Origin of the sequence: Exiguobacterium acetylicum (assembly GCF_019890935.1) — a bacterium.
Classification (GTDB): Bacteria; Bacillota; Bacilli; order Exiguobacteriales; family Exiguobacteriaceae; genus Exiguobacterium_A; species Exiguobacterium_A abrahamii.
On sequence record NZ_CP082333.1, the window covers coordinates 562,042 to 583,820 of the forward strand.

Here is a 21,779-nt window from a genome sequence, read left to right on the forward strand (position 1 = left end):
ACTTCATTTTCATGACAAGCATTCCGAAAGAACCCTGTTTGAAAAAAAGAATGGTATTCTAATCTAAAATATGGATGCAGATTAGAACATGCATAAAGGAGATATACGATTCATGAAATACATCACGACACTCATCACGACGTTGACATTAACAGCGGCCTGTACATCAGTGTATATACCAACGGTCGAAGCATCGACTTCTACTTATCGGCAAGCAAAGACATCCCTTCATTTGCGTAAAGGAGCATCGATTGATCAACCGAGTCTTGCGGTTATTCCGACAGGGATCTATGTGACGGAACTTTCGAAAGTCGGTACATGGTCAAAAGTACAATATGGTACGAAGATTGGTTATGCGAGTACGAAGTATCTACTGACGGATGAACAAATCGGTGGAAAGCGGATCGGTAAGACACTCATCGCGAATAAGAACTTAGCGCTCCGCTCGACGTACGCTCCTGGTGAGAATCAACAAGCAAGAGCTGCGTTTGAGAAAATGCGTGTAGCGGCTAAAAAAGAGGGAATTACGCTCGTTGCGTTTAGTACATATCGCTCCTATGCCTATCAAAAAACGTTGTTTGATAAATATGTTGCGCGGGATGGATATGAGAAGGCGAGTACGTACAGTGCGGAACCTGGGAAAAGTGAACATCAAACAGGTCTTGCGTTTGATATCGGAGGCGCTGATTCAACAAAATACGCCACGTTTAGCTTTTCCAAAACAAAAGAGGCAAAATGGTTGTTTGCGAATGCTCACCGCTACGGCTTCCATCTCCGCTATCCTTCTGGTAAAGAATCTTGGACGGGTTATACGTATGAGAGCTGGCACTATCGGTATGTCGGAGCAACGCTTGCCGCTCGTCTAAAAGTCAGTGGACTAACAATGGAGGAGTACTTCCACCTCGCACCATGGAAACCGGTAAAGGTTTCGACTCCTTAAAAACATGGTAAATAGAGGATGTTGGCTTAGTCGGTTATTCGTCTCAGATGAAAGAGGTGGAACGAATGGCAAAAAAAGATGCGAAACATCACATCATGACGTTTACGTTCAAAGAAGAAGCGACATCCTATCAAGTGTTCAGTGAATTGAAGAAATATCATGCGCGAGGTCAAGTCGATTTCGAGCAGATTGCTGTCATCAAGCGAAATGAGAATGGTGCTTTTTCGTTTGAAGATGCTGTAGACCTAAGTGGATCGAATCGTGCCGTCAAAGGGTCGTTAATTGGAATGGCGGTGGGTATTCTAGGAGGCCCATTCGGCATCTTGCTTGGTTCGATGACGGGTATGCTGATTGGTGGATCGAAAGACATGAAGGAAAATCAAGAAATCCAAGAAACATTCAAACGAACACTCGGCGTCATTCCGCCTGGGCAAACAGGAATCATCGCGATCGGTGAAGAGTTTGAACCATCCGTCCTCGACGGATTAGTGGCGCAACATGATGGTACGTTGGAACGAACGGATGAACAGTTAGAGTCGTAAGCCTGATAGAATGAAAAGAAGCCTATCGCGATCCAAGCGATAGGCTTCTTTCATGTGCATTTACTTAGTCGTACGTTCTTTTTTTGCTTTTTTGAAGAAGAACAATTCATAGACGACAGGAACGATAATGAGTGTTAACAACGTAGAGGTCGTTAATCCACCGATGACCGTCAAGGCAAGACCTTTTGAGATCAATGTTCCTGAAGAAGTGGTTAATGCGAGAGGCACCAATGCCATGATTGTTGCAAATGCGGTCATCAGGATTGGGCGTAATCGCGTTTTACCAGCTTCAATCAATGATTCGCGAATCGGCATACCGCGTCCGACGTTTTGACCGATGCGGTCGACGAGAACGATTGCGTTCGTGGTGACGATTCCGATCAACATCAGGAAGCCGATCATGACACTGACAGACAATGGTTCATTTGCAAGGAAGAGCGTGACGAGTGAACCAATCGGAACAAAGATCAGAGAGGACAAGATGATGAATGGAATCCGAGCTTTTCCGAACGTAATCAACATTGTCAGGTAAACAAGTCCGATTGCAACGACAATCGCAATTCCGAGTGATTGGAAGATTTCGACCGTATCGTCATTTCCGCCACCACTTGTCAGTGAGACACCGTCTGGTAAATCGATTTTTTCGACGTCAGCTTTTACGGCATTCGATACGTTTTGAACGTCGTCTCCTTTGACTTGTCCAGATACGCGAGCATATACTTTTCCGTCGAGTTTCTGAATCGATGTGAAGGTCTCGACTTCATTGACGTTCGCGACATCTTTTAAAGCGACAGGACCGTTTGCTGAGAAGAGTTGGACGTCTTCGAGATCTTCTTTCGAGACGAGTCCTTCTTCATAAGATAATTGTACGTCTTGATCCTTATTATCGAGATTGAGCGTTCCGACCGTGACTGGCTTCGTTTGATCGTTGACGGTACCGAGAATCTGGAAACCAGATAGTCCGCGATCACTTGCTTTCTCAGGATCGATTTCTACGAGATACTGCTTTTGTTTTTCGCTGAAGTTGTTCGTGATATATTTCAAATCATTATTTTTCGACATGTTATCCTCGACGAGTTTTGCCGCCTCTTGAAGGGCTTCGAGATCGTTCGAGAACAAGTCGACATCGACGTTGTTATTCGATGGAGGACCACCTGTCGATAGTTCAGCCACACTGATTTTGACATCGACGTTTTCATCTTGAGCAATGTCTTCCATCTGTGTCTCAAGTGATTTGATCGTTTTCTCGACGTTTACGCCGTCTTTTAGATTCAAGAAGTAACTTGCTTTATTATCGAGACGTAAGCCTGTCGTGAAGTCACGCGCTCCGACAGAAGTCGTCACGTCAGCAATGGCTTTTTCTTTATCAAACATTTTTTCCATCTCAAACGAGACGTCACTTGTTTTTTCAAGTGATGTGGCAGCCGGAAGTTCAAGCGATGCCGTCAAGGTCTTCGATGCTTCGTTCGGAATGAACGTAAAGCCGAGACGCGGTACGATCGCTAGGGAACCACCGAGAAGGATGAACGATACGACCAAGATGATCGCCTTGTGCGAGAGTGATTTTTCAATCAGCTTGCCATACCAACGTTGGAGAGCACCTTCTTTTTCTTCTGCTGGTACCTTTTTGAAGGCAAATTTCGCGAGAATCGGTACGATCGTGATCGCAACGAGTAGTGAAGCAAGTAATGAGAAAATAATCGTCAAAGCGAACGGTAAGAAGAACTTACCAGTAATCCCACCGACAAATCCAATCGGCAGGAAGACGACGACGGTCGTCAGCGTCGATGACGTGATTGCTTTTAGAATCTCTTTTGTCGATTGTTCGATGATCTCATCCGTCATACCGGATTCGGATTTTCGGACGCGCCGGAAGATGTTCTCGATGACAACGATACTATCATCGACGACACGACCGACTGCAACAGCCATCCCACCAAGTGTCATGATGTTCAGGGAGATATCTTGCCAGTTCAAGAAGATAGCGGCGATGAGTAATGACAATGGAATCGAGACGATGGCGATGATCGTCGCGCGGATGTTCCGCAAGAATAAGAGTACAGCGAGTGATGCGAAGAGGGCACCAAGTAATCCTTCTTTGACGAGTGTCGCAACGGACTCCTCGATATCCTTCGCTGAATCAATCCCAATCGTATAGTCGACTTGGTCGTCATATTTATTGAGGATCTTCGTGACTTCATCTGCGATTTCGACCGTATTGGCATCTTGTTTTTTCGTGATCGCCATTGATAAGGAATCTTTTAAATCGTAACGTGTTTTTTCACTTTGTTGTGAGACGGCTTCGATTTTTGCGATATCCTCTAGGCGAATCGGTTCTGCAGGTTCAGAAGCCTGATCTGCAGCTGCACCACCTGTTGTACTTGGTGGTCCTTGCGTTGCACCTTGTGGTGGACCGCCAGCAGATGAACCACCTGTTTGACCGTTACTTGATGAACTAGCCGCACCTGCAGCAGGTGTCAATTGTAGATTTTTTAGTTTATCTAGATTTTCTAATTTTTCCTCAACGCGAATCGGAATTTTCGAATCGTTTTCTGATAGCTGACCAGATGGGAACGAGACATACTTTCCATTGATTTGTTCCTTGATGCTTGAGAGCGAGAGACCCGCTTCCGTCGCTTTTTCCTTATCGACGGTGATTTGAACGAGATCATCCTTATAGCCACCAACCGACACGCTGTTGATGCCTGGAATCTTATTAAGTTCAGGTTCGATATCTTCCTTTAGAATTTTTTCGATGTTTTTGCCATCTTTGCTAAAGAAAGAGATATTATAGATCGGGAACGATCCAAAGGACAGACGATTTAATTTCGTCGTTGCTTCCTCCGGTAGATTCGCATCTTGGATGGCAGCATCGATTTGTTGTTCCACCTTATCCATATCAGTATCGAATGGGAATTCGATGTTTAAGATACCGATACTTTCATAAGAAGAGCTTGTTAGCTTGGTAGCCCCTTCAATTCCCTTAAGGGAAGTTTCAAGCTTTGAGACGACTTGTTTATCGACATCGTCAGGTGATGCACCAGGGTAAACCGCTTCGATTGAAATCTGAGGAAACTCGATTTCCGGGAACTGATCGACTTTTAATTGTGAGAAGGAATACACGCCTCCTAAAATCAATAGGATTGCAATGATGAAGACAGCAACCGAGTTCTTCAAACTAAATCGGGTTAAAAAGTTCATATGAACGCTCCTTTCTTTTTATATGTGCTTATTTACATAGTAGAGGACACTCATAGAACCCGCAACTTTAAAACTGTTTTTATTTGAAAAGATCTTTTTGAAAAAAGATAATTTTTTTTATGAAAAAGGCTTTACACTTTTCGATATGCTGCTATAATAAAAACATACCCAGTAACAACACAGCATGATTCTGTAGCTCAGCTGGGAGAGCGCTACCTTGACAGGGTAGAGGTCGCTGGTTCGAGCCCAGTCAGAATCATACCGAAATCGTTCCTTTTCGAAGGGGCGATTTTTTTGCGTTAAAAAAACTATTCCCGAAATCAATCAGGAATAGTTGGAAAGGAGGTAAATTGTTTTATTGAATTTCGAGATGAAGATCGCCACGCTTCGTCCACCCTGCGACAGTCGTCAATCGATAGAAGACGAGCGTCAAGACACCAGGTAGAACGACACCAGTCAAGAAGAAGACGAGGAACGCCTGAGGACCTTGGTTGACGAAGATATTAAGTGGAGCAATCATCGAATTTAATCCAAGTCCTGCGAGTTCGTACGGTACTTTCAAAGAGAGAAGAAGCGTCGCGACAGGAGCTGAAATCATCGCTGCGAGAAACGGTGCAACGACAAGACGTGGATTTTTAACGATATTCGGGAATTGTACTTTAGGTGTTACAAAGAATGAAGCAATCAAACCACCTGGATCCGTCTGACGGTATGCCATTAACGTGAAGCCGACGAATTGAGCGGAACAGCCAATGAGTGCAGCGGCACTTGCTACAGGATCAAGTTGCAAAGCGATAGCGAGTGCAGCGGACGAAGCAGGAGACATCAATAAGACACTAAAGATGAGTGCAATGACAAGAGAAGTTGCGATTGGAGATGATTCAACGGATGCTGTGATCATGGCACTGAATTTTGTAAGGAGTGGTGTCGTGACGGCAGCAGCACCGATTCCAGTCACGCCGCCAGCAAGGACAGCGCTCATCGGGATGACCATCATGTCAAATTTCGTTTTTCCAGTCATGCGTTTTCCGACGTATACAGCGACGGCAGCTGCGAGTAACGCACTGATCGGCTGACCGGGTACAAGAACGAGTCCAGAAGCAGTTGATTGAAGCGCGGCACCACCAATCGTTGCTGCGATCATCGCGCTGAACAGGACAAGTGTGTTTCCTCCGAGCTGAAAGGCAATACCGGCACCAAGTGCAGGGGCGAGTAGTACTTTTGCGACACCACCAATCGTCAGTAGCATTTGGATATGTAGAAGATTTCCGAGTGTCTCAATCAGGAGTCCGACACCGAGTGTTACAAGAACGGCATTTGCCATTCCAGCTGATACTTTTACCATTCGATCCATCGCATATTCTTTCAACGTTGTCATCCTCTCTCTATCTATCTCTATTTTTTGCCATGAAAAAAGCCTATCCGTTTTTGGGATAGGCGCCACTCATTCTGTGCGGGCGCCTCATTCGATGCATCGAAAGAAGGGCCCAAAAATCATTTCCGTTTCATCATCGGAAAAGTTTTCAGTCCCTCATGCATAGAATAATCAGTCGTCCGGCTTGGTTAAATAACTGTTGCGTCGGAATCATTCGATCGTGCCCCTCTCTGTGAATTTTTCTAAGCCTAACACGCTCTTGACTAATAATCAATATTTTCTGACAATTTATTTTTTCCTGAAATCTGACAGGAATTCACGGTATCATCGGGAAATCCTAATGTACCAACAATGGAGGCGTTTACATGAAAGTGATGCTTTTTACAGACATTCATGGCAATGCATCAGCTTTGCGTGCAGTATTGTCCTATCTTGATCAACAACCAGAGATCGATGCCGTCTATTGTCTCGGTGATCTTGTCGGCATTGGACCAGAACATAATGAAGTCATTGAACTATTGAAGCAACGACCTGATATTCAAACGATTTCTGGGAACCATGATGAATGTGTCCTTGCTTTAATCCATGGGGAGACCTATCCCGATAGTTACCGCCATGCGAAAGAGCATCACCAATGGATCGCGGATACGTTGACACAAGAGAATCAAAAGTATTTGGAACGTTTACCGCGTGTTTTAAATGTCACGCATCAGGAACAATCGATGCACCTGACGCACTATGCTTATGCCGATCAGACGAAGAAGATTGGTGAAGAACCCTTAAAGCAAGCAATGGATGGAACAAAAGACAACTTATCCGTCTTGTTTGCTGGAAATGAGGCGCGGATCATTGGCTTCGGTCATCATCATCCAGCGCAACATGTCGAGACAGAGCAAACGCTCTTTATTAATCCAGGTGCACTTGGATGTCAGGAAACAGCTATTGCTCCAGTAGCAATCATTGATTGGGAGAAGGATCAAGTCCGTTCAGAAATCCTGAAGCTTTCATATGATGATCGACCATTTTTAGACGTCCTCAATACGACGGAGATGCCGGAACGTGAGTTGATGCGCCGACTCTTCTTCGGTAGTAGAACATGAAAAAACCTTCATGAGTAGTTCATGAAGGAATTTAATCAAGACGACAGTTTTGTCATGATTGAGATGAGACATACGACAATCAGTAACACGATACCGATGTTTCGTTTCAATGGATGGCGTGACCAGTAAAAGAATAGCGCAAGGACAGGGGCCACAAAAAAGGCAACGATGAGACTGATTAATGTTGCAAGAAACAATACAAACATCCAAAGCTTGCTCGTTATCCGGTATACCTGCCACATGTCGTAAAGCGACATGAGTGTATAGGCGAGTAACACGAAGATGATTCCGGTCGATAAACTCAAAGTGATCATCACTCCATTCCCTATTTAGTATAAGGGAAAGAGTGAGAATGATTACACGACTTGAAGTAAAAAACATGACGAATCGATGAACGTACGATTATGCGCTGTAACGAAAGAGAAAGGGGAGGGCACCTATGTCAAATATCTATCGTCGTTTTTTTCTGTTTCCGGATATTTTGATCATGCTCGTATTACTGATTGCGGTCAGTGGTTATGTCGTTGCTCAGCCGTTTCATTGGTCGATTTTACTGTTCTTTTGTCTTGGACTGATCGTCTTTAGTTTCAGTGAATACTTGACGCATCGTTTTTTGTTCCATTTACCACCGCCTAAAAATATGCTTGGACGAAAGTTGTTGAAACGACTTCATTACGATCATCATGCGCATCCGAATGAACTGCATCTGTTGTTTTTACCGGTCTGGTATTCCCTGCCGAATCTTGGTTTCTTTGTGGCTCTGACCTATCTTCTGACGCAATCTATCGTTTCGACAGCTGCAGCCGCGAGTGGATTGATCGTCATGTTACTTGTGTATGAATGGAAACATTACGTAGCACACGTTCCGCTGAAACCGAGAACACGCTTTGGAAAATGGATGAAAAAGACGCATCTATTACATCATTTCAAAAATGAACACTATTGGTTTGGTGTATCAAATCCGGTGGGAGACTGGTTGTTTGGCACTTTAAAGGATGAGAAAACAGTTACTTCTAGTCAAACGGCACGGAATTTAGAAAAAAATCGAGAATATGAAAAACCGCCGATCAGCTGATCGGCGGTTTTTTGATTCATAAAATGCGTAGCATGGCACGACGAATCGTATCTAATTCCAATGGTCGAGCAATCAATGGCCATTCGGCAATTAACGCAATGTACGTCCGGAAAATCAGAAAGGCGGTGACATCGACTGGTACGTCACGATCATCTTGTCCAAGGCGAGTCTCAAGGAGCGTTTTAAGATATTCGACGACATGCCGTTCGATCCGTGTCCGTAGTTCTTGCATTTCTTGTAATTTGAGATTACGTGTTTCTTCGATGATTTGAAGAATGAACAAATGTTGTTGCTGATGATAGACGATAGCGTCGATCATTGCTTGTTTATTTTCTTCTACCGTCGCATGTTCGACGTAAGCGCGTTCTGCTTCTTCTTTCATTTCTTGCAGCACACGTGTTACGAGCGATTCGAACAGGTTGAGTTTACTTTCAAACAGTTGATAGACAGTCGGTTTTCCGACGTGAGCGCGTCGGGCGACACGCTCGATCGTCGTACCTTTATAACCAAGTTCAGAAAAGCAAGCCATCGCTGAGTCTAGTATCAGTGTTTCTTTATCAGACTGTGTCATGTTGTTTTCGTCTCACTTTCGTTGAGAGTAAAATCCGCTTGGCTCCGAGCCCTCCAACGAAGCTGATGATCAATGCGACGACTAAGATAGTCGCAAGGACTTGACTGTTTGAGATGAGAGCGTCTGTCACACCAAGTCCAAGCGCTTCACGGAATCCGCCGACTGAATACGTCATTGGTAAGAACGTATGGATGGCTTGGAAGAAGCTTGGCGTCATCTCGACTGGGAACGTACCACCACTACCACCGATTTGTAATAGGAGTAGTAGGAAGGCAAGGAACTGTCCGACGCGACCGAGTAGCATCGCGAGCGTGAACAGAATCGTAATGAACGTCATCCCTGTTAAGGCAGCAAATCCATAAAGCGCAGGAACACTCGCGACATCAGCATCGAGGACATAGACGATGGCTGTAGCCGCTGCGACACCTTGTAAGGCTCCAATCGGTAAGATGAGTGATAATTTACCGACAAGGAAGCGCCATGTCAGACTTTCACCATGTTCCGGACGAATCTGGTAGACAGACGAGAACATCAAGGCGCCTGCGAATAAGGCGATACTAAGGATGTAAGCTGATAAACCAGAACCGTAGTTGTTGACCGTCGAATAGTCATGTTCTTTTAAGACGACAGGTTCTGCCAGCATATTATCCCGCTCTTTCGTCGGCTTGACGGTTGCGTCTTTAGCTCCTTTGCTGAGCTCGTCCTTCAATGTTTTAGCCCCATCTTCAAGTTTAGTATTGGCATCCGCGATTTTTGAAGCCCCATCGGTCGTTTTGCCGATTCCGTCTGTAATCGTAGTTGAACCAGATGCCAATTGACCTAACCCGTTATTTAACGCGCTAGCTCCTGTTTGGAGTTGGTGTGTGCCATCTGAAAGCTGATTAGCCCCATCAGCCAGTTGTGCGCCACCTGTTGCGGCTTTATGCACACCAGCAGTGTATTGACCAAGTTTTTCATTGAATGTTTGTTGACCGCTTGCTAATTGTTGTGCGCCAGATTCGACTTGTTTCGCACCGTCAACGAGTTTCAATTGACCGGCGTTCAGCTGGGATACAGCTGATTCGACTTGTTGACCACCTGCAGCGAGTTGACCAATTTTTTTCGTCGCGTCCGTTGCTTGAGCGAGACTCTGATCAATCGCACCCTCTTGGGCAGCGAGATTTTGGATGTTTTCTTCTAATGAACCGATGGAACCGAGTAACGTTTGTTTTTCTTCATCCGATAACTGTTCAGAAGCAGAAATGACTTCTTTTAGTTGTGCGACGTTTGCTTCAAGTGCTTCACGACGCGCTCGTAAATCTTGTTTCGCTTTTTCAGCATCTTGATTGAGTTGTGTTAAAAAGGCGTTGGCAGCTTGTGCTTTTTCATCCAATTGATTTAATCCATCCGTCAATTGAGGAATTTTTTCATTAAGCTGGGCCGTACCTGCAGCCAATTGCTCTGCCCCTTGACGGACTTGTGTCGAGCCACCGCTGAGTTTCGTTGCTCCGTCTTCGAGTTGTGCAGCACCGGCTTGTAACTTGCCGCCATTTTCGTCTAGCGTGTTCAATCCAGAAGATAACTCACCCGTTTTTTGAGCGAAGAGGGCAGTCTTTTCGTCGAGTGTCGTGACGCCATCACTGAGTTTTTTAGAACCTTGATTTGCTTCCCCCAGTTTTTCGGACAGTGTCAGACTGCCATCCGCAAGTTTTCCAAGGTTCGTTGCCAGTGTTTTCGCACCATCCGCTGTTTTGTGGTTGCCATCTTCTAGTTTAGAAGAACCGTCCGATGCCTTTTCCATACCGTTTGCGATTTTCTTTAACGCACCGAAGATCGCACTACTATATTGTTTCGTCACGGATTTTCGGATCTTTTCGTTTAATTGTTTTGCAGCCGTACTCGAAATTTGTGTCCCCGAGTAGTTTTTGGCTGGATTCAAGTAATACTCCAACTCAATCTTCTTCGGATGATCATCGAGTAGTGTCGTTGCATTTTTAGAGAAGTTCTTCGGGATGACGACCGTCATATAGATTTTGCCGTCACGTAGTTCTTTTTCGGCTTTGTCCTTAGATAAGAACTGCCAATCAAAATCATCATTTTTTTTGAGTTTGTCGACGAATTGATCCCCGATGTCGACTTTCTCTCCTTTAAACTTCGTCGCCTTGTCTTCGTTGACGATAGCGACCTTAATATCTTCTGTTTGACCGTATGGGTCCCAGAATGCAGATAAGAAGATGGAGTTGTAGAGAAATGGTACGAGGATGAGGGCGAGAATGACGACAATCATCATCGGACTCTTCAATTTCTTCCATTCTGAGCGAAACATAAATACAAATCCCCTTTCTAAAACTCAAAACTTATTTGAGTTTTAGGTTTTGATGAGATTTACTTTACTCTCTTCATTAAAAAAAATCAATCGATAATTCTAATTTCACATAAAAAAGACGACTCGCAGGGAGCCGTCTTGGAAAAAACGAGTTAAGGAAGCAAAAGTAGTTTTCCTGTACTGCGTCGACTTTCTAAAAAGTCATGTGCTGCTTTGCCATCAGATAATCTGAATGTTGTAGGAGAAGACAAGGTGAGATGATTGGATAGAATCCAATCAAATAATTCACCGGATCTACGGATTCGTTCTTCAGAAGATGTTAATACGTTCCAAAGGTCACCACCCGTCAATGTTTTGGATGTATCCATCAAGAAGCGAGGGTCGACAGATACGGGATCGCCGCCTGCCATACCATAGAAGACAACCGTTCCATGGACTTTTGTGACATGGAAACTATCCATTAAGGTAGAACCAATGGATTCGTAGACCACATCAACTCCTTTACCAGAAGTTTGCGCGAGCACGTGCTCGACCCAGTTCTCAGAATATAAATAGACAGATTCACAGCCCGCAGTTTTAGCGATCTGTGCTTTCTCAGGAGAAGACGTCAATCCAATCGGAGTTGCTCCAAGTAAACGAATGAGCTGTGTCAACAACTGACCAACGCCACCGGCAGCTGCATGCACTAAGACGACATCTCCCGGTTGGACATGATAGCTATCTCGTGTTAAATAATGCGCTGTTAATCCTTGCAATAAGACAGAAGCTGCTGTTTCGTATGAGATACCATCAGGAAGCGGAATTAATTTATCGACGGGTGCTGCGACGTACTCAGCATTCGCAAGCGGGACATCCGCAAAAGCAACTCGTTGACCTACGTGGAACGTTGAAACAGCTGTACCGACCGCAGTGATGATGCCTGAACCTTCGTAACCTAAAATATAGGGAGGCTGTCCTTCTAAATGATAGTTTCCTTTTCGGCGATAGATGTCTGCAAAATTCAGACCGATCGCTTTCATTTCAATCAGAACTTCCTGTTCAGTGATTGTTGGCGTTGGTACGTCTTCGAAGCGTAATACATCAGAACCTCCGAATTCGTGGAAAGTTAATGCCTTCATCTCAACACATCCTTCTTTTAAATCTGCTTTTAGTATAAGGCAGAACATCTGAAAATGATGGACAGATGCGTTACACTAGAAAAAAAGAGGAAAGAAGGGACGTTATGAAACGTGTCTTAATGGGAGGAATTCGTTTTTATCAGAAAGTCATCTCTCCCATGAAGCCAGCCACATGTCGATTCTATCCAACATGCTCCCATTACGGGATGGAGGCGATTGAACGCCATGGTGCGGTAAAAGGTAGTTATTTGACGACGCGTCGATTGTTACGGTGCCAACCGTTCCACCCAGGAGGCCTTGACTTTGTTCCAGAACCCGATCAATTTAGTTGGAAAGCACCGCTGCAACGGGAAAATCCACGGGAGAAGGCGGAAGAAACGAAGGAGTAAGTCATGTGAATGTTCTCTCTTGTTTAATGAAGTAAGAATAAAAAAAGGGAAGTATGTTACCGGACATTATCGATAACATACTTCCCTTTTTGTTCTACTTACAGACGATCAAAGTTTGCCCGTTAAAAACTGTGCTTCGCCAAGACCGAAGCTCCAGTCGGCCGCATCATTTTCGACGATTGAAACCATCAAATCAGTCGGTGCGAGTCCGCAGTTTGCTTGTAAGCGTTCGACGAGTAATTGGTAGAGACGTTGTTTTTTCTCTTCCGTCCGCGTTTTACTCGTTACACTAATAAGAACGATATCTTTACTCCGTTCAAATCCGAGTCCTGTATCTTGAATGACCATCTCATGCGCTTTATGCGTATGCACGATTTGATAACGATCGCGCTCCGGCACATCAAATGCTTCGACCATCGCATAGTGTGCGGTGTCGAGTAACGTTTTCAACTCTTCTTCTGAACGTCCTTCAATGACGTCGAATCGTAATAATGGCATGTGAAATCACTCCTTAACAAAATTATGTAGAGTAGGGGAAACCCCTACTCTTATATTACTCAAAGAATGGTTTGTATTGACGACGATCGTGCATGACAGACAACCATTGGACAGTCGAGAATTCTTCAAGTACCCACTCGCCGTTGAAGCGACCGAGCCCTGAATCTTTTTCACCACCAAATGGCATATGTGGCTCATCGTTGACCGATTGATCGTTGATATGAATCATACCTGTCTCGACTTCAAGCGCAAAGGCAGTCGCACGTTCAATAGAAGAACCATGGACAGCGCCGCTCAATCCGTACGGAAGCGAGTTTGCGATTTCAAGTGCCTCTTCATCCGTATCGAACGGGATGATGACAGCGACCGGTCCGAAGATTTCATTTTTAGCGAGTGGCATATCGTTCGTAACACCAGTGACGACAGTAGGTGCGATGACGTTATCTTTTGCTTCACCACCGACACGAACGGTTGCACCCGCAGCTTTTGTTTTCTCGAGATCTTCAAGAATCCGTTCAACTTGTGATTGGTTGATGAGTGGTCCGACTTGTGTCCGATCATGTGATGGATCACCGTATTGTAGCTCTTTTACACGAGCGACGTATTTTTCGACGAATTCATCATGAATCGAAGAAGCGACGAGAATTCGGTTCGTCGACATACAAATTTGACCTTGGTGATAGAACTTGCTGTAGACAGCAGATTCGACCGCACGATCGAGATCAGCATCATCAAGTACGACGAAGACGTTGTTTCCGCCAAGTTCAAGCGCTGTTTTCTTCAGGTGTTTACCAGCAAGTTCACCGATATGACGACCAACTTCAGTTGATCCTGTGAATGAAATCAAGCGTGGTACAGGATGTTCGACGATAGCATCACCGATTTCTGAACCGCGACCGACGATGACATTCAAGACACCTTTTGGTAATCCAGCTTTTTCAAATAGACTAGCAAAAATTAATCCACCTGAAACAGGTGTGTCCGTAGCCGGTTTAACAACAACTGCGTTCCCGATAGCAATGGCAGTAGCGATCGACCGTACAGCTAAGTGGAACGGGAAGTTCCATGGACTGATGACACCGATGACGCCAAGTGCTTTACGGTAAATCCGGTTTTCTTTGCCTGGTACAACCGATGGACGAATTTCACCGTGCATCCGAAGTGGGAATGTCGCAGCTTCCTTGACGATCAAGACAGAAGCAAGGAATTCACCTTCCGCTTTGATGCGTGTACTTCCGGACTCTTTGATCAACCATTCGATGATCGTTTCTTTCTCTTCGTACAAGACTTTCAAGAAGTTTTCGATGAGACCTTGACGTTTTAAAGCAGGAACTTTTGCCCAGTCTTTTTGAGCGACTTGAGCCGCTTCATAAGCATCATCTAAATCTTGTTGATTTGCTGCAGAAATTGTAAAGAGCTCTTCACCCGTGAAAGGATTCGTGTTCGTCATGTTGCTGTCACTTGCGCCTGTGCGCCACTGACCATCAATGTAAATCTTCGTGAAATCTGTATGCAATGTTGCTTCGCTTTGTTGAGCCATATCATTTCATCTCCTATTCGTTTTCATAACAATTAAGTTATTCACGTTATGAAAAGAAGTAAAACACATCCGTGCACTTCGACCAAACATATTGCTCAAAGTCAGTCAGTCAGACGGGTTTTAAAGCGCTTTAAATCAGGAATTCAATCAATATAGTGCTATAAAAAGGAGGAATTTTATTTTGAAGAAGCTGAAAGTCCTGTCTCGGGAAATTAATTGGTGGTGGCCATTGTTATATGGTCTCATTGGGATTGGTTTGACGGGAATCGTGACGTGGTTGGATGTGTATATATCAAACTGGTTTCCAAAAGACTGGCAAACGACGCTTGGCTTAGCGCAGACAATCCATAGTTCTGTCTTTACCGGACTGCTCGCCATGATGACGTTCACATTCTCAACCATTCTTGTCGTATTGACGACCTATTCATCACAATTCTCACCACGGACATTGCCTAACTTCATCGAGAATCGACAGGTGCAACACATCTTCGGCATATTCATTGGGGCGGTCAGTTACTCGATGACGATGCTCTTTTTTCTTCGTCCGGCTTTGAAGACGAGCGTCGTCGCTTCGACAGTAGCGGTTCTCGTCGTGTTGATATCAATCGTGGCATTCGTTGCATTCATTCATATCGTCAGCCAGTCGATTCGCGTGACGACTTTACTGGATCGATTACACGAAGAAGGGAACGAATTGTTGAAACGGCAAGTCGAACATCTAGAATCAGGAGAACAAAAGATTACTGAAAGAAAGATGACGACAAATTATCCACATCTTATTCAGGCAACTCGAACCGGATATATTCAAGCAGTCGATTATGATGCTTTTGATCAGAAAGACCGCGTGTATATTGATCGAACGGTCGGCTCATTCGTAACAGAGGGAGAGACCATCGGACGGGCAACTTGCCGGGATATCAATGAAAGTATCTTAATTGGACCGACGAAATCTTCAGAACAGGATTTTGCATTTGTTCTTGAAAAATTAAGTGAAGTTGCTTTACGTGCGATTTCTCCAGGAATCAATGATCCGAATACAGCGAGACATGCGGTTCGGATTATTGGAGACTTAATGCGACAGTATGCCGTAATACCAGATGGTGTGCTAGTTATTGGAAAGGATCAGCAACATATTGTCGTCAGGGAAACCTACCAACAATTGTTGTACACGACGTTTTATCAACTCCGGCATTACGGAGCAGAGGATATTTCAGTTCTCGCGACGATGCTCGAGTCGCTTGGAACGATGAAGCGGCAAGCCTTACCTGCTCACTATGAAACGATTCAACGATTCATTCCATACATCTGTTCGGAAGTACGTTTTGAAACAATGAACGACTGGGATCGTGATTTTTTACAAAATCAAATCCATCGGGCGTTGAATGAAACTTTTGTCTCTCCTTCGACGTAAAAAGGGCAAGAGAATCAAAAGAAGGGAGGAATAGAAAGTGACAATCTTGTTATGGAGTCTGATCGTCGTCTGTTTTCTAGTCGCTTTTGCAGGTCTCGTGTATCCGATCATCCCAAGTGCACCGATTTTAGTAGTAGGCTTTTTGATTTATGGATTCGGATTCGGGTTCTCTGAATTATCGATTAGTTTTTGGGTGATTCAAGCGATATTCATCATTCTCTTATTCACACTCGATTATCTCGTTAGCGCCTACACCGTCGATCGACGGGGAGGCTCACAAGCGGCTAAGATTGCAACGACAGTCGGATTGATTGCGGGACCATTTATTTTGCCGGGTATCGGATTATTAATTTTCCCGTTCGTCTTTGCCATCTTGACGGAAAAAATCATTAGTAAAAAGACATGGCAAACCTCGGTTTCAGTCGGGATCGGAACAGTCCTCGGTATCTTATCGAGTGCCTTGTTAAAGGGAATCGCGATGTTACTCATGATCGTAATCTTTATTCTCTATGTCGTCTGACGGTCTGAAATGATGTCTTCAAGTACACATTTTGTGAAAGTTCCGTTATAGTATGAATATGAAAAAGTAGGGAAGCTTTGAAAGTCTGAAGCTTCTTTTTGCTGTAAACCACCAGATGCCTCGGCATCTGGCTTTATATTAATGGAGGTGAATCCCCTTTCTTCGGGGAAACGATTGGACAGTACACACTCAATGGAGACATTCGACACGACGACGATCATCATTCGGTTACTCGTCATTGCACTACTCATCGTCTTAACCGCTTTTTTTGTAGCTGCCGAATTTTCGGTCGTCAAAATGCGAATGTCTCGAATCGATCAGTTGATTACAGAAGGAAGCAAGACTGCGAAAGTGGCGAAGAGGCTACTTGAGAATTTGGATTATTATTTATCGGCCTGTCAACTTGGAATTACGGTGACAGCGCTTGGTCTCGGGTGGTTAGGAGAATCAACGGTAGGTGCGATTCTCGGTATGTTGTTCGAAGAAATTGACATTCCGAACTCCGTCTCGACGATCATTTCGTTCGTTCTTGCATTCTCGATTGTAACGTTTCTTCATGTCGTGCTTGGAGAACTTGCTCCAAAATCTTTAGCGATTCAAAAAACGGAAGCGATCACGATGTTACTCGCGCCACCACTATATTGGTTCGGTAAAATCATGAAACCTTTCATCTGGACATTGAACGGTTCAGCACGAATCATTCTTCGGTTGTTTGGCGTCGAGCCAGCGGGACACGAAGAAGTCCATTCTGAAGAAGAGATTAAAATCATCATGACACAGAGTTATAAGAGTGGAGAAATCAACCAGACTGAGCTTTCCTACATGCAGAACATCTTCTCGTTCGATGAGCGGATCGCGAAAGACATCATGTTACCGCGGACGGACTTAATCACGATTTCGAACGATGCATCGATGGAGGACATCATTCGCCTCGTTGAAGAGTATCAGTTCACACGTTACCCAGTAGCGGAAGAAGGAGATAAGGATAAAATCCTTGGCTTCATCAATGCGAAACAATTATTTACGGATCATATGGCGAACAAAGGAAAAGCATTAAGCTATTACATCCACAACTTGCCGATTGTATCCGAATATTCGCCGCTTCAAGATGCCATGCTGAAAATGCAGGTGGAACGGACACCGATGGCACTCGTCATCGATGAATATGGTGGTACGGCTGGTGTCATCACGATGGAAGACATCTTGGAAGAAATCGTCGGAGAAATCCGAGATGAATTCGATAAGGATGAGAAAGCAGATATCGAACAAATTCATGAGCGATTATACCGCATCTCAGGACGTGTCTTGATTGATGACCTGAATGAACGCTTTAACTTAGGAATCGAAGAAGAAGACATCGATACGATTGGTGGCTGGGTCATGGCACAGGATACGGAAGTGTCGAGTGGTCAAGAATTCCGCTATCAGGCATACACGATCAAAGTCATGGAAGTCGATAATCATCAAGTGAAATCGATTTATCTTCAATTGCCTGATCAAGAAGAAACTGCAACAGAAGAGATTGGGTAAGAAATAGAATGTGCAAGACGATGGACTTCGAGTTCATCGTCTTTTTTGTCTACTAAAAAAATGATTAGCTAAGGTGATAGACACCTCTTGTGTTTATCTCCCTCAGTGACGGGTATTACTTTCTATGTGGCAAAAAAAGCATTTTTTAATTCAACAGGAAAAGGGGTTTTCTATCATGTCAAACGTCATTCTTACTTCACGTGCATCTGCAGTCGGTGGTCGCGATGGGAAAGTCGCTTCAGACGATAACGTCATCAATCTCGATTTAGTCATGCCAGGAACAAAAGGCAAAGAAGACATTCCGACATCAAACCCGGAACAGTTATTCGCAGCAGGATATGCCGCTTGTTTTGATGGTGCCTATAATTTAATGGCGCGCCAAGCAAAAAAACGAGTCGAGACGCGGACGAATTCAGAAGTCAGCCTCTTACAGGACGAAGCGGATAACGGTGTAAAAATTGCAGCGAAACTCGTCGTCGAGGTCGTTGGCGTATCGCAAGAAGAAGCCGAAGATTTACTAGAGAAGACACACAATTTCTGCCCGTACTCGAAAGCGACACGTGGCAACATTGATGTCGATCTTTCAGTTAAAGTCGTCGATTCACTATAAGCATAATCGACGAATCATAAGGAGGGTTTTCCATGGCACCGAAAGAAACCGATCGTCCAAATGAAGAGTTTGAAGATGAACGGGATCGTCTGTCGGACAAAGAACGAAAACTGACAGAGGAGCAACAAAAGGAAATCCTAAAAGGAAAAGACGAAATGCCAGATGATACGGTCTCTCCACGAGATCGCGGAGAAGATCCGATTTAAATCAAACAACTTGGGGGATGAATCACATGTCTAAAAAAGTAGCAGTTGTACTCGCCGATCATTTTGAAGATGTAGAATTCACAGGACCGGTTGATGCATTAAAAGAAGCAGGGCACGAGATCACGGTCATTGGTGCTAAAAAAGGTGCAGAACTCGTCGGCAAACAGGAGGAGGCAAAAGTAAATGTTGATCTCTCGATTGATGAGACTTCAGCAGCAGACTACGATGCTCTCCTGATTCCAGGCGGATTTTCACCAGATTTACTTCGAGAAGACGAGCGTTTCGTCTCATTCGTCGAAGAATTCGATATGTCGAAAAAACCGATTTTCTCGATCTGCCATGGACCACAATTGATGATTAATGCAAAAATCGTCAAAGGAAGAAAAATGACAGGTTATAAATCGATTCGAATTGATTTAGAAAATGCTGGTGTGGACTTTGCAGATGAAGAAGTCGTCGTTGACGATAATTTCGTCTCAAGTCGTCAACCAGATGATATTCCTGCATTCAATCGGGAAATCGTTGCAAAACTTGGCTAATGGTATAAAACAAAAATCAGCACTGCGTTAACGCAGTGCTGATTTTTTTTAGGGATTCTCTGGATAATCACAGAGTTCTGTAATGACGCCGTGTGAATGCCGAGGATTCATATAAATCAATCGTCGTCCGAACGGCGTCGTTCGATACGTATCTTCTAAAAATGTTAAGCCTTGTTGTTTTGCTTCTTCAATCGCTTGATCTAAATTCTCTACACGATAAGCAATGTGGTGGACACCTTTCCCGCGTTGTTTCAAAAAACGAGCGATCGGACTATCCGGACTTGTTGGCGTCAACAACTCGATGTGCGCATCATCGAACTCGATGACCGCAATATTGGAAGCGACACCAGGCGCAGGATTCGAGTACTCTTTTGTTAAGATTCCTCCAAGTACGTTTGTATAAAATGAAATGGCTTCCTGCATGTCGCGAACGGCAATTCCAGTGTGGTCTAATTTCATATGATATCCTCCTTCTGTTCGCTTCAGTTTCCCAAAAACACTCCAAAGTTGCAACGATGAGTTACCTTCCAAATGTTTCTATTACATAGAAGAGGAAAGATTTATTTAAAATGAAATATCACTGAAATATTATGGAAGAGGAATGAATGCTATAATCAAAAACGTTCTTATAAAAAAGAAAAACTATTACAGAATTTAAATTTAACTTAAATACTCTACGATAAATCATAAAACATACACTACAGAAAAAGAGGGAATACTACATGAAAAAAACGTTCGCGTCGCTCATCGTTTCCGCACTGGTTCTTTCATCAGCACCTCATTTTGCAGCAGCTGATGATTTAAGTGAACAGAAAGCCAAAAACGAACAACAGCAACAAGAAAATGCTAAAAAGCAAAAAAACTTAGAGTCTTCTGTTAATCAAGAAGGTCAAAAAATCTCTAAAACACAACAAGAAGTCAATCGACTAGACGAAGCGTTGAACGAAAAAATCTTTGCTGTCGAAACAAAGGATCGTCAAATCAAAGAAACAGAACGTGAAATCGTTGAACTTGGAAAAGAAATCGAGAAATATAAAGCGAAACTAAAACGCCAAGAAAAACTACTTGGTGATCGTCTTCGTGTCATGCAAGAGAATGATGGAAACTCAATTAAATGGGAAGAAGTCATCTTTGGCGCTAAAAACGTTGGTGATCTCGTAAGCCGTGTCATGGCAGGGAAATCCATTTCAAAACAAGATGATAAAATGATCACGGATTACCAGAATACGCAAAAGCAATTAGCGGATGCGCAGCAAGAAGTAAAAGAAAAGAAAGCGCAGTTGGTCGTTGAGAAAAAAGAATTAAAACGTCAACAAGCGGATCTTGAATCTCAATTAAAAGAGCGGAACAAACGCTTAAAAGAACTACGTAAGAAAAAAGAAAAGTTCGAAACACAATTGATGGATGCAAAAGAAGTCCAGCAAATTTTGATCGCTCAAGAAAAAGCGATTGCAGCTGAAAAAGCAGCGCGTGAACGTGAAGCGCGAATCGAAAAAGAACGTCAAGCTCAAGCTGCACGTGAAGCAAAAGCACGAGCAGAAGCTGAAGCAGCGCAAGCAGCAGCTCAAAAAGAAGCAGAAGAGCAAGCCGCTAAAGAAGCAGCAGCTCAGCAAGCAGCACAAGAGAAGGCGGCGCAGTCAGCAAAACCTTCTAGTTCGACGAAACAATCGACACCAAAACCATCTACACCAGCACCAACTGCGCCAGCTCCAGCTCCATCGACACCTAAACCATCACCATCATCAGGCGGACTCTTCATTCATCCAACTGCTGGTGCTGTGACACAAGGGTATGGTTCTGCAGGCGGAGAAAACGGTTATACGTTCCATAACGGGATTGACTTCGGTGGTCCAGTTGGCACGCCAATCGTAGCAGCTGCAACTGGTACAGTCATTACAGCATCAGGTGGCGGACCTTACGGAAATCACATCATGATTGCTCACCAATTGAACGGGAAGACATATACGACAGTCTATGCACATATGAGTTCATTGAACGCTAGTGCAGGTCAACGCGTCAGCCAAGGTCAACAAATCGGAACACGTGGTAGCACAGGAAACTCAACAGGTCCACACTTACACTTCGAAATTCACGTTGGTGGATACAGCTACAGTGCAACAGGTCCAGCTAACTCAGTTAATCCAATGTCGATGTTTTAATCATAAAGAATCGTTGCATATGCAACGGTTCTTTTTTTGTCATTTTCAAAAAATAAATCATATATTACAAAAAACCGTTTTCATTTGAAATGTAAATGAAATTTTTTTGAAACGATTACGGTGCTATAATCTATTTCAGATATGAGAGAA

At 44.0% G+C, this 21,779-nt stretch carries 21 protein-coding genes and 1 tRNA gene; 13 read left to right on the plus strand and 9 right to left on the minus strand.

Going from position 1 to position 21,779, the window contains the following annotated elements:
- The first annotated feature begins 112 nt into the window (after positions 1–112).
- Together K7G97_RS02925 and K7G97_RS02930 are read left to right on the plus strand one after the other, a co-directional pair.
- A complete protein-coding gene (locus tag K7G97_RS02925) occupies positions 113–940 on the plus strand; it encodes a M15 family metallopeptidase (protein WP_223041338.1) in 828 nt (275 codons plus the stop codon).
- A gap of 65 nt (positions 941–1,005) precedes the next feature.
- Positions 1,006–1,482 (plus strand): hypothetical protein, encoded by a 477-nt coding sequence (locus K7G97_RS02930; RefSeq protein ID WP_023467153.1) that lies wholly within the window; start codon positions 1,006–1,008, stop codon positions 1,480–1,482.
- Between the two features lie 60 nt (positions 1,483–1,542).
- Here K7G97_RS02930 and K7G97_RS02935 read toward each other — a convergent pair whose 3' ends face one another.
- A complete protein-coding gene (locus K7G97_RS02935) occupies positions 1,543–4,683 on the minus strand; it encodes an efflux RND transporter permease subunit (protein ID WP_223041339.1) in 3,141 nt (1,046 codons plus the stop codon).
- 186 nt (positions 4,684–4,869) lie between these two features.
- Between K7G97_RS02935 and K7G97_RS02940 the strand changes: the two genes are divergently transcribed.
- Positions 4,870–4,942 (plus strand) — tRNA-Val (locus tag K7G97_RS02940).
- A 96-nt stretch (positions 4,943–5,038) separates the two neighbouring features.
- Here the strand turns inward: K7G97_RS02940 and K7G97_RS02945 are convergent.
- Complete coding sequence (locus tag K7G97_RS02945; RefSeq protein WP_029340800.1) at positions 5,039–6,061, minus strand: PTS sugar transporter subunit IIC; 1,023 nt, start codon at positions 6,059–6,061, stop codon at positions 5,039–5,041.
- Between the two features lie 362 nt (positions 6,062–6,423).
- Here K7G97_RS02945 and K7G97_RS02950 point away from each other — a divergent pair, with 362 nt between their 5' ends.
- Complete coding sequence (locus K7G97_RS02950; RefSeq protein WP_223041340.1) at positions 6,424–7,158, plus strand: metallophosphoesterase family protein; 735 nt, start codon at positions 6,424–6,426, stop codon at positions 7,156–7,158.
- 35 nt (positions 7,159–7,193) lie between these two features.
- Here the strand turns inward: K7G97_RS02950 and K7G97_RS02955 are convergent, their stop codons facing one another.
- Complete coding sequence (locus K7G97_RS02955; protein ID WP_023467158.1) at positions 7,194–7,472, minus strand: hypothetical protein; 279 nt, start codon at positions 7,470–7,472, stop codon at positions 7,194–7,196.
- A 125-nt stretch (positions 7,473–7,597) separates the two neighbouring features.
- On the opposite strand from K7G97_RS02955, the gene K7G97_RS02960 reads away from it, so the two are divergent.
- Positions 7,598–8,233, plus strand: a complete 636-nt coding sequence (locus K7G97_RS02960; RefSeq protein WP_223041341.1) for a sterol desaturase family protein — start codon at positions 7,598–7,600, stop codon at positions 8,231–8,233.
- A 16-nt stretch (positions 8,234–8,249) separates the two neighbouring features.
- Here K7G97_RS02960 and K7G97_RS02965 read toward each other — a convergent pair whose 3' ends face one another.
- The 3 genes from K7G97_RS02965 to K7G97_RS02975 all read right to left on the minus strand — a co-directional run bounded on the left by K7G97_RS02965 (position 8,250) and on the right by K7G97_RS02975 (position 12,227).
- Entirely contained in the window at positions 8,250–8,804 is a 555-nt protein-coding gene (locus K7G97_RS02965) for a TetR/AcrR family transcriptional regulator (protein WP_029340803.1), read from the minus strand.
- The gene (locus tag K7G97_RS02970; RefSeq protein WP_223041342.1) at positions 8,791–11,109 is read right to left on the minus strand and encodes a YhgE/Pip domain-containing protein; all 2,319 of its coding nucleotides are present in this window, start codon (positions 11,107–11,109) and stop codon (positions 8,791–8,793) included. Before K7G97_RS02970 ends, K7G97_RS02965 begins: the two co-directional genes overlap by 14 nt.
- A 152-nt stretch (positions 11,110–11,261) precedes the next feature.
- Positions 11,262–12,227: a quinone oxidoreductase family protein gene (locus tag K7G97_RS02975; RefSeq protein ID WP_214806238.1), complete on the minus strand. Its 966-nt coding sequence runs from the start codon at positions 12,225–12,227 to the stop codon at positions 11,262–11,264.
- A gap of 104 nt (positions 12,228–12,331) precedes the next feature.
- Here K7G97_RS02975 and yidD point away from each other — a divergent pair, with 104 nt between their 5' ends.
- Positions 12,332–12,616: a membrane protein insertion efficiency factor YidD gene (yidD, locus tag K7G97_RS02980; RefSeq protein ID WP_023467166.1), complete on the plus strand. Its 285-nt coding sequence runs from the start codon at positions 12,332–12,334 to the stop codon at positions 12,614–12,616.
- A gap of 108 nt (positions 12,617–12,724) precedes the next feature.
- Here yidD and K7G97_RS02985 read toward each other — a convergent pair whose 3' ends face one another.
- Together K7G97_RS02985 and K7G97_RS02990 are read right to left on the minus strand one after the other, a co-directional pair.
- Positions 12,725–13,114 (minus strand): tautomerase family protein, encoded by a 390-nt coding sequence (locus K7G97_RS02985; RefSeq protein ID WP_223041343.1) that lies wholly within the window; start codon positions 13,112–13,114, stop codon positions 12,725–12,727.
- Positions 13,115–13,169: 55 nt separating this feature from the next.
- On the minus strand, positions 13,170–14,654 hold the full coding sequence (locus K7G97_RS02990; protein WP_223041344.1) for an aldehyde dehydrogenase family protein: 1,485 nt from the start codon (positions 14,652–14,654) through the stop codon (positions 13,170–13,172).
- Between the two features lie 181 nt (positions 14,655–14,835).
- On the opposite strand from K7G97_RS02990, the gene K7G97_RS02995 reads away from it, so the two are divergent.
- The 6 genes from K7G97_RS02995 to K7G97_RS03020 all read left to right on the plus strand — a co-directional run bounded on the left by K7G97_RS02995 (position 14,836) and on the right by K7G97_RS03020 (position 19,470).
- On the plus strand, positions 14,836–16,065 hold the full coding sequence (locus K7G97_RS02995) for a DUF2254 domain-containing protein (RefSeq protein WP_223041345.1): 1,230 nt from the start codon (positions 14,836–14,838) through the stop codon (positions 16,063–16,065).
- A gap of 37 nt (positions 16,066–16,102) precedes the next feature.
- Complete coding sequence (locus tag K7G97_RS03000; protein WP_023467174.1) at positions 16,103–16,585, plus strand: DUF456 domain-containing protein; 483 nt, start codon at positions 16,103–16,105, stop codon at positions 16,583–16,585.
- A gap of 192 nt (positions 16,586–16,777) precedes the next feature.
- The gene (locus K7G97_RS03005; RefSeq protein ID WP_223041346.1) at positions 16,778–18,115 is read left to right on the plus strand and encodes a hemolysin family protein; all 1,338 of its coding nucleotides are present in this window, start codon (positions 16,778–16,780) and stop codon (positions 18,113–18,115) included.
- A 175-nt stretch (positions 18,116–18,290) separates the two neighbouring features.
- Positions 18,291–18,725, plus strand: a complete 435-nt coding sequence (locus tag K7G97_RS03010; protein ID WP_023467178.1) for an organic hydroperoxide resistance protein — start codon at positions 18,291–18,293, stop codon at positions 18,723–18,725.
- Between the two features lie 32 nt (positions 18,726–18,757).
- Positions 18,758–18,931: a hypothetical protein gene (locus tag K7G97_RS03015; RefSeq protein ID WP_023467179.1), complete on the plus strand. Its 174-nt coding sequence runs from the start codon at positions 18,758–18,760 to the stop codon at positions 18,929–18,931.
- 26 nt (positions 18,932–18,957) lie between these two features.
- Positions 18,958–19,470 carry a type 1 glutamine amidotransferase domain-containing protein gene (locus K7G97_RS03020; protein ID WP_029340809.1) on the plus strand — a complete coding sequence of 171 codons (513 nt, stop codon included), beginning with the start codon at positions 18,958–18,960 and terminating at the stop codon, positions 19,468–19,470.
- A 48-nt stretch (positions 19,471–19,518) separates the two neighbouring features.
- On the opposite strand, the gene K7G97_RS03025 is transcribed toward K7G97_RS03020, so the two are convergent.
- Positions 19,519–19,929 carry a VOC family protein gene (locus K7G97_RS03025; RefSeq protein WP_223041347.1) on the minus strand — a complete coding sequence of 137 codons (411 nt, stop codon included), beginning with the start codon at positions 19,927–19,929 and terminating at the stop codon, positions 19,519–19,521.
- A 263-nt stretch (positions 19,930–20,192) separates the two neighbouring features.
- On the opposite strand from K7G97_RS03025, the gene K7G97_RS03030 reads away from it, so the two are divergent.
- On the plus strand, positions 20,193–21,629 hold the full coding sequence (locus tag K7G97_RS03030) for a murein hydrolase activator EnvC family protein (protein ID WP_223041348.1): 1,437 nt from the start codon (positions 20,193–20,195) through the stop codon (positions 21,627–21,629).
- Positions 21,630–21,779 lie beyond the last annotated feature (150 nt).